The organism is Hydrogenophaga sp. IBVHS1, assembly GCF_002127265.1.
Lineage (GTDB): Bacteria > Pseudomonadota > Gammaproteobacteria > Burkholderiales > Burkholderiaceae_C > Hydrogenophaga.
The window spans coordinates 875,683-889,822 of record NZ_NFUU01000001.1 but is presented as its reverse complement, the minus strand read 5'-3'; the positions used below and the strand labels follow the sequence as shown (position 1 = coordinate 889,822).

The 14,140-nt window shown below is 65.4% G+C and carries 13 protein-coding genes; 7 read left to right on the top strand and 6 right to left on the bottom strand.

Going from position 1 to position 14,140, the window contains the following annotated elements; translation table 11 throughout:
* Nucleotides 1–7: 7 nt before the first annotated feature.
* The 3 genes from CAP37_RS04340 to CAP37_RS04330 are packed head-to-tail and all read right to left on the bottom strand — an operon-like array spanning nucleotide 8 to nucleotide 3,383.
* Nucleotides 8–1,762: an FAD-dependent oxidoreductase gene (locus CAP37_RS04340; RefSeq protein ID WP_086123041.1), complete on the bottom strand. Its 1,755-nt coding sequence runs from the start codon at nucleotides 1,760–1,762 to the stop codon at nucleotides 8–10.
* Between the two features lie 17 nt (nucleotides 1,763–1,779).
* Nucleotides 1,780–2,679, bottom strand: coding sequence for an NAD(P)-dependent oxidoreductase (locus CAP37_RS04335; RefSeq protein ID WP_086123040.1), 900 nt, complete (start codon nucleotides 2,677–2,679; stop codon nucleotides 1,780–1,782).
* Nucleotides 2,676–3,383, bottom strand: a complete 708-nt coding sequence (locus tag CAP37_RS04330) for an EthD domain-containing protein (RefSeq protein ID WP_086123039.1) — start codon at nucleotides 3,381–3,383, stop codon at nucleotides 2,676–2,678. Before CAP37_RS04330 ends, CAP37_RS04335 begins: the two co-directional genes overlap by 4 nt.
* A 77-nt stretch (nucleotides 3,384–3,460) precedes the next feature.
* Here CAP37_RS04330 and CAP37_RS04325 point away from each other — a divergent pair, with 77 nt between their 5' ends.
* Entirely contained in the window at nucleotides 3,461–4,444 is a 984-nt protein-coding gene (locus tag CAP37_RS04325) for an NADPH:quinone oxidoreductase family protein (protein WP_086123038.1), read from the top strand.
* Here CAP37_RS04325 and CAP37_RS04320 read toward each other — a convergent pair.
* Nucleotides 4,434–5,387: an aldo/keto reductase gene (locus CAP37_RS04320; protein WP_086123037.1), complete on the bottom strand. Its 954-nt coding sequence runs from the start codon at nucleotides 5,385–5,387 to the stop codon at nucleotides 4,434–4,436. The two genes, CAP37_RS04325 and CAP37_RS04320, sit on opposite strands and share 11 nt — an antisense overlap.
* A gap of 52 nt (nucleotides 5,388–5,439) precedes the next feature.
* The gene (locus CAP37_RS04315; RefSeq protein ID WP_086123036.1) at nucleotides 5,440–6,144 is read right to left on the bottom strand and encodes an SDR family NAD(P)-dependent oxidoreductase; all 705 of its coding nucleotides are present in this window, start codon (nucleotides 6,142–6,144) and stop codon (nucleotides 5,440–5,442) included.
* Nucleotides 6,145–6,346: 202 nt separating this feature from the next.
* Between CAP37_RS04315 and CAP37_RS04310 the strand changes: the two genes are divergently transcribed.
* The 5 genes from CAP37_RS04310 to CAP37_RS04290 all read left to right on the top strand — a co-directional run bounded on the left by CAP37_RS04310 (nucleotide 6,347) and on the right by CAP37_RS04290 (nucleotide 12,821).
* Nucleotides 6,347–8,071: an amidohydrolase family protein gene (locus CAP37_RS04310; protein ID WP_086123035.1), complete on the top strand. Its 1,725-nt coding sequence runs from the start codon at nucleotides 6,347–6,349 to the stop codon at nucleotides 8,069–8,071.
* Nucleotides 8,072–8,085: 14 nt separating this feature from the next.
* Complete coding sequence (locus CAP37_RS04305) at nucleotides 8,086–9,828, top strand: amidohydrolase family protein (protein ID WP_086123034.1); 1,743 nt, start codon at nucleotides 8,086–8,088, stop codon at nucleotides 9,826–9,828.
* 43 nt (nucleotides 9,829–9,871) lie between these two features.
* The gene (locus tag CAP37_RS04300) at nucleotides 9,872–10,855 is read left to right on the top strand and encodes a tripartite tricarboxylate transporter substrate binding protein (RefSeq protein WP_179190128.1); all 984 of its coding nucleotides are present in this window, start codon (nucleotides 9,872–9,874) and stop codon (nucleotides 10,853–10,855) included.
* Between the two features lie 9 nt (nucleotides 10,856–10,864).
* The gene (locus tag CAP37_RS04295; protein WP_086123032.1) at nucleotides 10,865–11,722 is read left to right on the top strand and encodes an SDR family NAD(P)-dependent oxidoreductase; all 858 of its coding nucleotides are present in this window, start codon (nucleotides 10,865–10,867) and stop codon (nucleotides 11,720–11,722) included.
* Nucleotides 11,723–11,804: 82 nt separating this feature from the next.
* On the top strand, nucleotides 11,805–12,821 hold the full coding sequence (locus CAP37_RS04290) for a TRAP transporter substrate-binding protein (protein WP_086123031.1): 1,017 nt from the start codon (nucleotides 11,805–11,807) through the stop codon (nucleotides 12,819–12,821).
* A gap of 20 nt (nucleotides 12,822–12,841) precedes the next feature.
* Here CAP37_RS04290 and CAP37_RS04285 read toward each other — a convergent pair whose 3' ends face one another.
* Nucleotides 12,842–13,522: a hypothetical protein gene (locus tag CAP37_RS04285; protein ID WP_086123030.1), complete on the bottom strand. Its 681-nt coding sequence runs from the start codon at nucleotides 13,520–13,522 to the stop codon at nucleotides 12,842–12,844.
* A 73-nt stretch (nucleotides 13,523–13,595) separates the two neighbouring features.
* Between CAP37_RS04285 and CAP37_RS04280 the strand changes: the two genes are divergently transcribed.
* On the top strand, nucleotides 13,596–14,132 hold the full coding sequence (locus tag CAP37_RS04280) for a TRAP transporter small permease (RefSeq protein WP_086123029.1): 537 nt from the start codon (nucleotides 13,596–13,598) through the stop codon (nucleotides 14,130–14,132).
* Nucleotides 14,133–14,140: the final 8 nt, after the last annotated feature.

Genomic DNA, 14,140 nt, shown 5'->3' with positions numbered 1-14,140 from the left:
ATGGGTTTCAGACCTCCACGGGCTGCCGCACATCCGCTACTGCCAGCATGCTCGCCTCCGCCGCCATGTACTCGGAGGCCAGCATCCCGAAGGTCATAGCGGGCCCGAGCGTGATGCCGCCGCCCGGATAGCCACCGCCCATCACGCTGGCGTTGTCGTTGCCGGCAGCAAACAGCCCCTCGATAGGCTGACCGTCGACGCCGAGCACACGCGCCTTGGCATCGGTCTTGACGCCAGCGAAGGTGCCCAGGTCCCCCATCACCACGCGCACCGCGTAGTAAGGGCCGTGCGCCACCGGCGCCACGCAGGGGTTGGGCTGGTGGGTCTTGTCGCCGAGGAAGCGGTTGTAGACGCGCCAGCCACGGCGAAACTGGAGGTCTTTGCCGTCCACCGCGCCCTGGTTGTATTCGGCGATGGTTTTTTCAAGTTGCGCGCCATCGATGCCGGCCTTGGCCGCCAGCTCTTTCAGCGTGGCACCGCGCAGCAGATAGCCCGAGCGCATGTGTCCACCCAGCGGCAACGGGAAGGGCTTTGCAAAGCCCAGGCCATAGCGGCGGATGGTGCGGTGGTCGGCGATCAACCAGGCGCAGACCTCGGCCTGCTCGGCGCAGGACTTCTGCATGGCCATGCCCACGTCGTGGTACGAGTCCGACTCGTTGGCAAAACGCTGGCCGCGCCGGTTGACGGCGATGATGCCGGGCTTGTAACGGTCGATCAGGTGCGGAAACACACCCGTCTCGCCGTTGGACCGCTGCACGCGCGAGACTGGAATCCAGGCCGCCGCGTTGGGCAGGTTCGTTGCCACCTGCGCTCCCACCGCCTCGGCCATGCGCAGGCCGTCGCCGGTGTTGCCGGGAGGCGCGGGCGAGAGGTGTTCGTGTCCGGAGGGCGCATGCGGAAAGAGTTGTTTGCGGCGCTCCATGTCCTGCGGAAATCCACCCGCCGCGAGCACTACGCCACGGCGCGCGCCCACGCGCACGGTGTTGCCGTCTTTTCGGCCGACCACCACGCCAGCCACCCGACCGCCCTCGCGGATGAGCGATTTCGCGGGCGATTCCAGCCACATCGGAATGCCTAGGTCGAAGGCCGACTTGGCCAGCCGTGCGGCGAGCGCGTTGCCATTGGTCAGGCGCATGGCGCGGCCGTGGAACAGCATCTCGAACGCGTGCGTCACCAGGCGCCGGGCCACGTACATGGCGGAGGTCAGCGAGCGCGTGACGTTGAAGAAATGGCCCACCTCGGCGCTGGAGTTGAACATCATGCCGACGAAGGTGATTTCCTTGAGCGGCGGGCGCAGTTGCTTGATGCGATCGCCCAGCACACGGCCGTCCATGGGCGCGGCCATGATCGATCGGCCTGCCGTGCGGCCTCCCGGGCTCTCCGCGTGGTAGTCGGGGTACTCGGGCAACGGAATCAGCTGAACCTCGGTCTGTTTGACGAAGAAATCCACCATGCGCGGGCCGTGCGTCAGAAAGGCCTCCACGCGTTCTTCGTCGTAGAACTCGCCGCATTCGTAGCGCATGTAGGTGCGCGCATCGTCCATCGAATCGGGCTCGGGCCGGGCGGTCGAAATGGGGTTGTTGGGCACCCAAAGCACCCCACCCGAGCGCGCGGTGGTGCCGCCGTACAGCGCTTCCTTTTCCAGCAGCAGCACATCCAGGCCCAGCTTGCGCGCGGTCACGGCTGCTGCCATGCCACCCGCGCCGGTGCCGATCACCACCACGTCGACCATCTGGTCAAAACCCTGCTCGCTCGCATTCATGTAGAGATGTCCTTGAATCAAGTTTTCTTCACGCCGCCGACCTTCAGCGGACCCTGTGCGTACATGCGCATGGTGGTCGGCAACCCACCAGAGGTGTAGCCCTGCGCGATCTGCATGCGGAAGAACGAGGCCACGAGGCCGGTCACGGGCATCGCGCTGCCGGTGATGCGGCCCATGTCCATGATGATGTCGATGTCCTTCATGGCGGTCAAAGTGTTGCCCTTGTAGGTGCCCTCCACCATCTGCTGACCATAGTTGCGCAGCACATTGGAATCCGCGAAACCGCCCGCGACAGCCTCGGGAATCAGCGCCGGGTCAATGCCGAAACGGGCCGCGAAGTTCAGCGTCTCGGCCACCACCGCACCTGTGCCGTAGTTGAGCATCTGGTTGCAGGCCTTGGTGGCCATGCCGCATCCCACTGGGCCCATGTGGGTGACGCGTCCACCAAACGCGCCGAGCACGGGGCGCACACGCTCCACCACCGCCGCATCGCCGCCCACCATCACCGCCAGCGTGCCCAGGCGGGCGCCGGCGGGTCCGCCCGAGACCGGTGCATCCACCCAGGCCATGCCACGTTGCGCCAGCAATCGCTCGGCCATCTGCTGCGTGTGAACCGGATGGATCGTGGAGAGGTCCACCAGCACCTGCCCGGCCCGGCCCGCCTCGGCGAGGCCACCGGGGCCGAACACCACTTGTTCCACCGCTTCGCCGTTGCTGAGGCAAAACAGGATCACGTCGCAGGCCTGGGCCAGCTCGCCGAGGCTGGCAGCCACCCTCGCGCCCTTCTCGGCGAAGGGCTGCGTTTTTTCGGACGTGCGGTTGTAGACGGTGAGCGCATGGCCCGCGTCCAGCACGCGCATGGCCATGGGCGCACCAATGTCGCCCAGTCCGATGAATCCAATGCGGTCCCGGCTCATTTCAGTGCCCTCCCGTCGACGAGGATGGTGCTCACGCGGGCATTGAGCTCGGCGCCGTCGTCGCGCAGCGGCAAGCGGGCATCAGACGCATAGCTCTCCACCATGGCCGCCTCATCCGCGTAGCAGACCTCGGCGATGCCGTCGATGGGCAGCTCTGAATAAGACACCGGCTTGCCTTGCGCGTTAAAACGCGCGCTCACCAGGTTCTGCACATAGCCATCAAGCCGTGGCAGGTGCCTGACCAGATTGGCGTGGCGAACAAACCAGGCTTCCCGGAATGCTTCGGGTGTGGTCGCCTTGCGGGTGAGCAACAACCAGCGCCTGAATCCACCCTGCACCGCACCGGCGCGCAGAGGCACGGGGATGTTTGCCTCACTGTCCAACGAAAACAGGGGACGCGCCACGGGCGCGATGGCAAGAAGAAAGTTGCGCCATGCCGGGCTGTCCAACAGCTCGGCGCCCGCACCCGCGTCGGTGAAGTGAAGGTCGAGGATGGCGCCAACGTCATCGGCCTCGGCCACCACGCCCCCGTAGGGTCGATCGTTGGCGATGTAGTCGGTGGGTACATGCCGCACCACCCGGTTCACAACGATCTGCCCGACGCTCGGCAGCCCCAGCAAGTGTTCACGCGCCGCTCGCTCCACGGCTTCGGTGACTTCGGGCACCGGCCGCAGCGCAGCCAGGCAAACGGTTTTCATGCTCATCGTGCGGATCTCCTTGGGTAGTCCCGAGACGATTATCGCTCAATATATACAATGGACGGACCATTTGAAGGATGTCCATGAAAGCCATCGTTTGCCGCGAATTCGGCCCCGTTGATCAACTCATCTGCCTCGACCTGCCGTCGCGCCCTCTCGCAAGCGGCGAGGTGCGCGTCCGCATCAAGGCAGCGGGCATGAACTTTCCCGACTCCCTGAAGGCAGAGGGCCAGCATCAGATCAAGCCGCCGCTGCCCTGGATCCCCGGCAGCGAGACCGCCGGCGTGGTGATCGAGGTCGCCGACAACGTCACCCAGATCCAGGTGGGCGACCGTGTCATGGGTGTGTCCGGCGCTGACGGCGGCGGCTTCGCTCAGGAAATCGTGCTGCCGCAGGAGCGCGTGTTCCAGCTCGCGCCCCACATGACTTTCGAATCGGCGGCGGCGGTGCCGGTGGTGTATGGCACCACGCTGTATGCCCTCAAGCAGCGCGGCCAGTTGCAGCCCGGCGAGTGGGTGCTGGTGCTGGGCGCGGCAGGCGGGGTGGGGCTTGCCACCGTGCACCTGGCAAAGGCCATGGGGGCGCGCGTGATCGCTGCCGCCAGCACACCCGAAAAACGCGCACTCACGCTGCAGCACGGCGCCGACCACGCGGTGGACTACACCCAGCCCGACTGGCGTTTGAAGGTCAAGGAGCTCACCAATGGCAAAGGCGTGGATGTGGTCTACGACCCCGTGGGTGGCGACGCCTTCGACGAGGCTGTGCGTGCCATCGGCTGGGGAGGCCGCTACCTGGTGATCGGATTCACATCAGGCCGCATTCCCACCCTCAAGATCAACATGCCGCTGGTCAAGGGCTACGACGTGATCGGCGTGCGCTACGACGTGTGGCGCGACGGCTGGTGGAGCGAGGCCCGCGCCAACCTTGAACAGGTGCTGCAATGGTGCGCGGAAGGCATGTTCCAGCCCCTCGTGTCCGCCAGCTACCCGCTGGCCGATGCCGTGACCGCGCTCAAGAGCATCACCAGCCGCCAGACCAGCGGCAAGGTGGTGCTGCTCAACGACTAGCCTTTTCGAGTCGCTGCATGTCGGCCTCGTCCAGCTTCAGGGCCACAGCCGACACCAGGTCCTGGAGCTGATCGAGCGATGTTGCGCTGGCAATGGGCGCCGTGATGCCCGGCATGCCGAGCTGCCAGGCGAGTGCCACCTGAGCCGGGGTGCTGGCGTGCCTGGCCGCCACTGCATCGAGCGCATCGAGAATGGCCAGGCCGCGAGGGTTGAGGTACTTGGCCACCGCGCCCTTGCCGCGCGCGCTCTTGCTCGCGTCTTCAGGCTTGCGGTACTTGCCACTGAGGAAGCCTGCGGCCAGCGCGTAGAACGTGATCACGCCCACGCCCTGCGCCTGGCACACCGGCAGCAAATCGGCCTCGAAGTCTTGCCTGTCGTACAGGTTGTAGAGCGGCTGCAGTGTTTCGTAACGCGGCAGGCCGTGGCGTTCGCTCACTTCCAGGGCTTCCTGCAGGCGCGCGCCTGAGTAGTTGGAGGCGCCGATGGCGCGAACCTTGCCTTCGCGGATCAGGTCCGCAAACGCGCCGAGCGTCTCCGCCAGTGGCGTGTCGGCATCGTCGTCGTGCGACTGGTAAAGATCGATGTGATCGGTACGCAGGCGCTTGAGCGAGGCCTCCACGGCCTGCCGGATGTAGGCCGGCTTCAGGCCCGACTTGCCGGGCCCCATGGGCTTGCCCACCTTGGTGGCGATCACCACCTGATCGCGCTTGCCGGTGGCCTTGAGCCAGTTGCCGATGATGGATTCCGACTCACCACCCTGATGGCCGGGGACCCAGCTGGAATACATGTCCGCCGTGTCGATGAAGTTGAAGCCGGCGTCGACCCAGGCGTCCAGCAGGCGGAACGATTGCGCCTCGTCCACAGTCCAGCCAAACACGTTGCCGCCGAAGGCCAGCGGCACAACCTGAATGCCGGAACGGCCGAGTGATCGCTGGGTGATCATGAGCGTGGTTTCCTTCTGAACAGTGGAAGAGGAATGGGCGGGGGGAGGCAGCTTAGCTCAGCCCCGTGATCGGCACGCTCGCGCCGTGAATGTCCTTGGCCGCATCCGAGGCAAGGAAGGCAATCACGCCGGCGAGCGACTCGGGCGACACCCAGCGCGAGGGATCGGCCTTGGGCATGTCCTTGCGGTTCTCGGGCGTGTCGATGATGCTGGGCAGGACACAGTTCACGTTGATGCCCTTCTCCCGCAGTTCGGCTGCCATCGACTCGGTCAGGCGCGCCACTGCGCTCTTGGAAGCGGCATAGGCGCCCATGTTGGCCCCGCCCTTGCCGGCCGCACCGGCGCCCACGTTGACGATGCGGCCACCACCGCCGGCCAGCATGGCCGGGACCACGACCCGCGCCGTGTGCAGCACCGAGCGCACATTGAGCCCCATGAGAAAGTCCCAGGTGCTGTCGCTGGTCTCGTGCACCGCCTCACCCATGCGGAATCCACCCGCCAGGTTGCACAGCACGCCGATGCGGCCGAACTGCTCCAGCGCCCGTTGCACCGCCGCATCCACCGCCGCGGCGTCCAGCAGGTTGGCCGCAAGGCTGAGCTGCCGATCGGTGTCGGGCCCGTAGATCGATTCGAGCAGGCTCTGCTCGCGGTCCAGCAGGACCAAGGTCCAACCTTTATCGGAAAAAGCCTGCGCCACAGCGCGGCCCAGATTGCCACAGGCACCGGTGATCAGGACAGTCTGCATTGCATATTCCATTCATTTAACATATGGTCTTACCATTTTATCGCCAGTGACACTGGCGAGCGATTCGCCGTTCGGGAACGCCATTATTCATGGCTCCCCTGCAGACGCCCAGCTTCGGCTGTTTTGTTGTTTTCTCAACTTAATAGGTTGACACGACAACACAGCAATCTCACAATCACGTCTCGCTGGAGACATGACTTCAAGAGGACAACCCATGAAAAAGACCCTGGACCTGGTGATTCGCGGCGGCGCGGTGGCCGACGGCCTTGGTGGCCCGCTGATCGAGGCGGACGTGGCCGTGAACAACGGCGTGATCGTTCAGGTGGGCAAGGTCACGGCCCAGGGGCGCGAAGAAATCGACGCGCGTCACCAGGTGGTGGCCCCCGGTTTTGTCGACATACACACCCACTACGACGGCCAGGCCGTGTGGGATCAACGTTTCTCCCCTTCAAGCTGGCACGGCGTGACCACGGCGGTCATGGGCAACTGCGGCGTGGGCTTTGCGCCGGTGCGCCCGCAAGACCGCGATCGCCTCATCGACCTGATGGAGGGCGTGGAGGACATTCCCGGCGTGGCTTTGCAGGAAGGTCTGGACTGGGCATGGGAGAGCTTTGCAGACTACCTCGACGCGCTGGAGCGCAAACCGCACGACATCGACTTCTGTGCGCAACTGCCCCACGCCGCCCTGCGCGTGTACGTGATGGGTGAACGCGCCTCGCGGCTGGAAATGGCCACGGCCGAAGACCGTGCCCGCATGCGAGAGCTCACCGCCGAAGCCATGCGCGCAGGCGCCATCGGTTTTTCCACCTCGCGCTCGATCAACCACAAGTCGATCAAAGGCACGCCCACCCCCACCCTGAAGGCCTCCGAAGAAGAACTCATGGCCATTGCCATGGGTGTGAAAGACGCGGGGCGTGGCGTGCTGCAGATGATCACGGACTTCGACGGCGAGGACGTCGACAGCGAATTCCAGCTCATGCGCCGACTGACCGAGGCATCGGGCCGCCCGCTGTCTTTCTCGCTCATGCAGAAGCACAAGAACCCGCGCGGCTGGCAGCGCATTCTTGAGCTGACGCGGCAGGCCAATGTCGACGGCCTGAGCATGCTGGCGCAGGTGGCGCCGCGCGGGGTCGGCATCATGCTGGGCCTGCAGGGCAGCCGCAACGTGTTCTCCGAGTGCCCTTCCTACCAGGCCATCGCCGATCTGTCCCTCGAAGAACGCGTGGAGCACCTGCGCCAACCCGCGATGCGCAGTGCGCTGCTGAGCGAGCTTGCTGCGAGCGCCGCCACGCCGCTGGGGCAGCGGCTGGTGGAGTTCACCAACATCTTCCGTTTTGGCAACCCGCCCGAATACGACCCGGGCCCGGAGCATTCGCTGGCAGCCACCGCCGCGCGCGAAGGCAGAACACCGGGCGAAGTGGCCTACGACCTGATGATGGCGGATGACGGCCACGGCACGCTGTACTCACCGTTCGCCAACTACGCAGAACGCAACCTGAATGCGTGCGGCGACATGATCGCCCACCCCGACACCGTGATCGGCCTCGGCGACGGCGGTGCCCACGTGGGCCTGGTCTGCGACTCCAGCTTTCAGACCTTCATGCTCAGCCACTGGGGTGGTCCCAACGGCCGCTTCGAACTCCCCTGGCTGATCAAGCGACAGACCTCGGACACGGCACGCGCCGTCGGCCTGAAAGACCGTGGCGTCGTCGCCCCGGGCATGAAGGCCGATCTCAACGTGATCAACCCCGACCAGCTGGGCATGGACGTGCCCCACATGCAGTTCGATCTGCCCGCTGGCGGCCGCCGCCTCATGCAGCGCGCCAACGGCTACACCGCGACCATCGTCTCCGGCACACCGGTCTACCGCCAGGGCGTGGCCACCGATGCCCTCCCCGGAAGGCTCGTGCGGGGCCCGCAGGCTGCCCCCGCTCTCTGAACTCAGGAACCCCCATGACTCATGAATACGACCTGGTGATTCGCCACGGCCAGGTGATTGATGGCACCGGTTCTCCCGCCTTCGCGGCCGATGTGGCGGTGAAGGACGGCAAGATCGCGGCGGTGGGCACGGTCGAAGGCAAGGGCCGCAAAGAGCTGGACGCCAGGGGCCAGCTGGTCACGCCCGGCTTCGTCGACATCCACACCCACTACGACGGCCAGGCAATCTGGGACCAGTTCCTCACACCCGGTTCATGGCACGGTGTGACCACGGTGGTGATGGGCAACTGCGGCGTGGGCTTTGCGCCGGTGCGGCCGGCCGACCGCGACGCGCTGATCCAGCTCATGGAAGGCGTGGAAGACATCCCCGGCCCCTGCCTCGTCGAAGGCCTGAAGTGGAACTGGGAGAGCTTCGGCGAGTACCTGGATGTGCTGGACTCGCAAACCCGCGACACCGACATCTGCGCCCAGCTGCCGCACGGCCCGCTGCGCGTGTACGTGATGGGCGAGCGCGCGCTTCGACTCGAGAACGCCACGCCGGAAGACATCGCCGAGATGCGCAAGATTACGGCCGAGGCCATGCGCGCCGGCGCTTTTGGCTTCACCACCTCGCGCACCATCAGCCACAAGAGTGCATCGGGCGATCCAACGCCCATGCTGCGCGCACAAGAGGACGAGCTCACCGGCATCGCCATGGGCCTGGCCGATGCGGGACACGGTCAGCTGGAGTTCGTCTCCGATTGGGACCAGCCCAGCCCGGCCGGCGAATTCGGCATGATGCGACGCCTGGTGGAGAAGTCGGGCCGCACCTGCGTGTTCTCGCTCAACCAGCGCCACGGCGAGCGCAAGGAAGTGTGGCGTGAGCTGCTGGCGCTGTCGGACCAGGCCGCCGCCGATGGACTCAGCATCCGCCCGGTGACGGCACCGCGCCCCATCGGTTCACTGTTCGGTCTCACCGGAACGCAGAACCCGTTTGCCGCCACGCCCACCTACCGCAGCATCGCGCACCTGCCACTGGCCGAGCGCGTGTCACGCATGCGCGACCCCGAGATTCGCCAGCGCATTCTCAGCGAAGACCCGTACAGGGACAGCACCTTCCCGCTGTTCGAGCGCATGGGTTTCGAGAAGATGTACGAGCACATGTTCCTGCTGGGCAACCCGCCCAACTACGAGCCGCCGCGCGAAAGCTCCATTGCCTCCATCGCCCGGCGCGAAGGCCGCACGGGCGCCGAAGTGGCCTACGACATGTTGCTCGACGACGGCGGCCAGGGCTTTCTCTACGCCACCTTCACCGGCTACCACGATTTCGAGTGCGAACCCACGCGCGAGATGCTCACCCACCCCAACGCCATGATTGGCCTGGGCGACGGTGGCGCACATGTGGGCTTCATCACCGACGCGTGTTTCCCCACCTACCTGCTCACGCACTGGGGCCGGGACCGCGCCAGCGGCCGCCAATCGGTGGAAGAGCTGGTGCGCCGCTACACCAGCGATCCAGCGAAGACGGTGGGCCTGGACGATCGCGGCTTCATCAAGCCCGGCATGAAGGCCGACATCAACATCATCGACTTCGACCGCCTCGCGCTCGACACGCCCTACGTCGTGGAAGATCTGCCGGCGGGCGGCAAGCGCCTGCTGCAGAAAGCCCGCGGCTACACCGCCACCATTCTCTCGGGCGAGATCACCTACCTCCATGGTGAGTCCACCGGCGCCACGCCAGGCCGCCTGGTGCGCGGCCCTCAGAAGGCCAGCGTCTGAGACGCAGTTCCCTTTTTCACAACCCCTCTGCAGGAGACAAGAAATGAAAACCTTGAAGATGTTGCGCCGCACCGCTGTGGGTGCCATGGTCGCCCTGGTCGCCACTTGGCAATTGCCGGCCTTCGCCGAATACCCCGATCGTCCCATCAAGCTCATCTGGCCGTATGCCGCTGGTGGGCTGGGCGCCAACCTGGCGCGACTGATCACCGATGGCCTGCAGGAACGCCTGGGCCAACCGGTGGTAATGGACGTGCGCCCCGGTGCTGGCGGCACACTGGGCATGGGTGTGCTCAAGACTTCGCCGCCCGATGGCTACACCATCGCGCTCAGCACCATTGCGCCGCTCTCTCTGGCGCCCAGCCTCTACAAGAGCCTGCCCTACGATTCGGTCAAGGACTTCGAGCCGGTGGCCATGACCTTCATCGGCCCGAACCTCATCGTGGTGAACGCATCGAGCCCGTTCAAGACCTTCGGCGATCTGGTGTCCTTCGCCAAGGCCAACCCCGGCAAGCTCAGCTACGGCACCGCCGGCAACGGCAGCACTTTCCACCTCACCGCCGGCCTGTTCTCGCAACTCACCAAGGGTGAGCTCGTGAACGTGCCGTACAAAGGCGGCGCACCGGCCTTCATGGGACTGCTTGGCAATGAGACCAATGTGGTGTTCGGCAACACCGACTCCCTGCCGCACGTGGCCGCCGGCAAGATGCGCGCGCTCGCGGTCATGAGTCCCAAGCGCGTGTCCATCGCGCCCGATGTGCCCACCACCGCTGAACTCGGCATGCCCGAGCTCATGCTGGAGTCCTGGTATGGCGTGGTCGCGCCCGCCGGCACGCCCAAGCCCATCATCGATCGCCTGAACCGGGAAATCACCGCCGTGCTGCAGACGCAGCGCGTGAAGGATGCGCTGAAGACACTCAGCACCGAAGCAGCACCGGACCAGAGCGTGGCCACCTTCCGCAAGACCATCGCCAGCGAGATCGCACGCTGGAAGCCGGTGATCCAGACAGCCGGCATCACGGCTGAATAAGCGGCCTCCGTGAACGACCAACACCGGCTGGACGGTCGCGTCGCTGTCATTACGGGCGCAGCGGGTGGCTTGGGCAGCGGCATTGCGCGCCACCTCGCGCAGCTCGGCGCGCACCTCGTGCTGCTGGAGCCGCGCGTGGAGAGCCTGCAGCCCTTGTGCCGCGAACTGCGCGAAGGCGGCGCACAGGTACAGGAACTGGCCTGCGATGTCACCGACGAAGCTTCGGTCGCTCGGGCGGCGCAAGCCGTGGCCGAGCAGCACGCCGGCCGCTGCGACATTCTGGTCAACAACGCTGGCATCCTGGTGCCCGCGAGCCCGCTGGAGGCACTCACGCTCGCCGACTGGAACCGCAGCATGGCGGTGAATCTCACCGGCGTGTTCCTGTGCACACGCGAATTTGGCCGCGCCATGCTGAAGCAAGCCAGCGGCAGCATTGTCAACATCGGGTCCATCGGCGCACAGAGCCCCAACACCTCACCGCCCTACAGCGTCACCAAGGCCGGCGTGCTCGCGCTCACTCGCCACACGGCGGTGGAGTGGGGACCGATGGGGGTGCGCACCAACTCGGTGAGCCCGGGCTTCCTGCGCACGCCGCTGTCGGAGGTGCACTACGCCAACCCCGACATGCTGCAGCTGCGCACCCAGGTGATCCCCTTGCGGCGCCTCGGCACGGTGGATGACATTGCCGCTGTGGTGGGCTTCCTCGCCAGCGACGCCGCCGGCTTCATCAACGGCGAGGACATCGTGGCTGACGGTGGCTTTCTGCACACCACGCTGATGCACGTGCACAAGCACGCCGACCAGTACGGCGGCACGCACCAGGCGGACCTGAGCCCGTTTGCCCGGCTCAACCAGCAAAAAACGTAATGCCAATGGTTTGGCTGAACCATTGGATAAATTAAACTAACATGTGTTAGTTTTATCTTTCCAGCCCTTCAATGGAGACTTCATGAAATTCCGCCAGCTTGCCCTACCGCTCACCCTGGTCGCGGCCTTTGTGGCTTCGTCCACCGCGTTTGCGCAGGACATCCAGACCCGCACCATCCGCTTCGGCCACCTCACGCCGGTGGGTCACCCCATCAGCGACGGCGTGCGACGCTTCGCCGAACTGGTTTCACAGAAGAGTGGCGGGAAGCTTGTCGTGAAGGAATTCGCCGCGTCGGTGCTGGGTGGCGAACTGCAGCAGCAGGCAGCGGTGCAAGGCGGTGTGCAGGAAATGTTCACACCCGCCACCACCACGGCGGCCGCGCTGGTCAAGGAATTCGGCATTCTGGACGCGCCCTTCTCCATCACGAACGCGCAGCAGGCCGACGCGCTGCTGCAGGGCCGCTTCGGCAAGGCGCTGCTGGATCGTCTGCCCGAGAAGGGCATCGTGGGGCTGGACTACTGGGAGACTGGTTTCCGCAACTTCACCAACAGCCGCAAACCCATCCTGGCCGCCGACGATGTGAAGGGCCTGAAGATCCGCGTGATGGCCAACCCGGTGTTCGTGGAGAGCTTCGGCGCACTGGGCACCAACCCCGTGCCCATGGCCTTCGGCGAGTTGTACGGCGCGCTGGAATCCAAGGCGCTGGACGCCCAGGAGAACCCCTACACCATCATCCTGTCCAACAAGTTCTACGAAGTGCAGAAGTTCGTGAGCGTGACCAACCACGTCTACACGGCCAACCTGATCGAAGTGAGCAAGAAGTTCTGGGACAAGCTCTCGGCCGCCGAGCAGAAAATTCTGCAGGACTCCGCGCGTGAAGCCGGCGTCTACCAGCGCAAGGTCAGCCGCGACTCTGCGCAGCAAAGCCGCACGGAGCTCGAAGCCAAGGGCATGAAGGTCAACGAAGTCCCTGCCGCCGAACTGGCCAAGATGCGCCAGTCCACCGTGCCGGTGATCGACAAGTTCGCCGCCACGTACGACCCCGCGCTGATGAAGATCTACCGCGAGGAAATGGACAAGATCCACGCCAACCGTTAAAGGGCCGCGTGCGCGAGCCTTCAGCCCCCTGCAGGCTCGATGAGGTAGCTCAATCCGTAGGTGCGCGACTGCACGTCCGAGGCCTCGGCCACCTGGGCGTGCAGCGCCGTCACGATCGCACCCAGGTGCTCACGCAGTGCGAGCCCGTTGGCCGACTCCACCAGCAGCACGTGGTCGTCCGTGCTCTCGCGTGCAGCAGCAGGACGCAGTTCGCGCTCGCGCGTGGAAGCCGCAGCCACCGACGCCTCGGGCGTGCCCAGGTGGCAGGCGGTTACCACCGTGTTCATCACCAGCGCATCGCACAGGCTCTGGCCCGCACGCTCCACGCGATCGACCGGCGCGCGAAAGCGCACGGTGGCCAGCGCACCGCCCACCTGCTGGCCCGCCGTGCCGACTGTGCGGCAGCCCATGCGCATGAAATTCGTCAGGCAGGGCATGACGCGCTGCGTGAGCGGCGTCGGGTTGTTCAGCCGCTCCAGGTAGGCCGCGCTGGTCATCACCGCAGCGTCGCGCGTTTCATAGCAATTGAAGTAACGGTGCGGCCCTTCGTCGAGCGCGATATAGCGCCGTCCGCGCAGGAACCCGGGAACGCCCACCCGCTCGATCATGTGTTCGTGCGTGAGCCAGGCGTCGTATTCGGTGGGCGTGATGCCCTCGATGTCGTTCCAGATGGCAAGAAAAGAGGCGCCGCGAAAGGCCATGTCAATAGTCTCCTTTGGTCTGACCATATCATTTTCAGCGGCCTTCGGGTCGCTGCCTGAGAAAGGGTTTCCCATGCAAAAGCTCATCGACGGCTACTGCCGTCTGCTGAATTTCCTTTGCGCCCTCGCGCTTGCCGCCATGGTGGTGCTGGTGTTTGGCAACGTGGTGCTGCGCTACGCCTTCAACTCCAACATCGCGGTGTCTGACGAGATGTCGCGCTGGCTTTTTGTCTGGCTCACCTTTCTGGGCGCCATCGTGGCGCTGAAGGAGCATGGGCACCTGGGCACCGACGTGCTGGTCTCGCGGCTACCGCGCACGGCACGCCGCATCTGCCTGTTCATCGCCCAGAGCCTGATGCTCTGGGCCACCTGGCTGTTGCTTTCTGGCAGCTTCACGCAGGCCCGCATCAACTTCGACTCCGTGGCACCGGTCACCGGGTTGTCCATGGCCATCTTCTACGGCTCGGGCATCGTCTTCGGCGTTTCTGCCATTGCCCTGCTGCTCCGCGAAATGTGGCGCACGGCCTCGGGTGCCACCACCGACGACGAGCTGGTGATGGTCACCGAATCGGAAGAGCTGGCCCACATCGAAACCCCGACCCGCCGCTGAGCCCCACA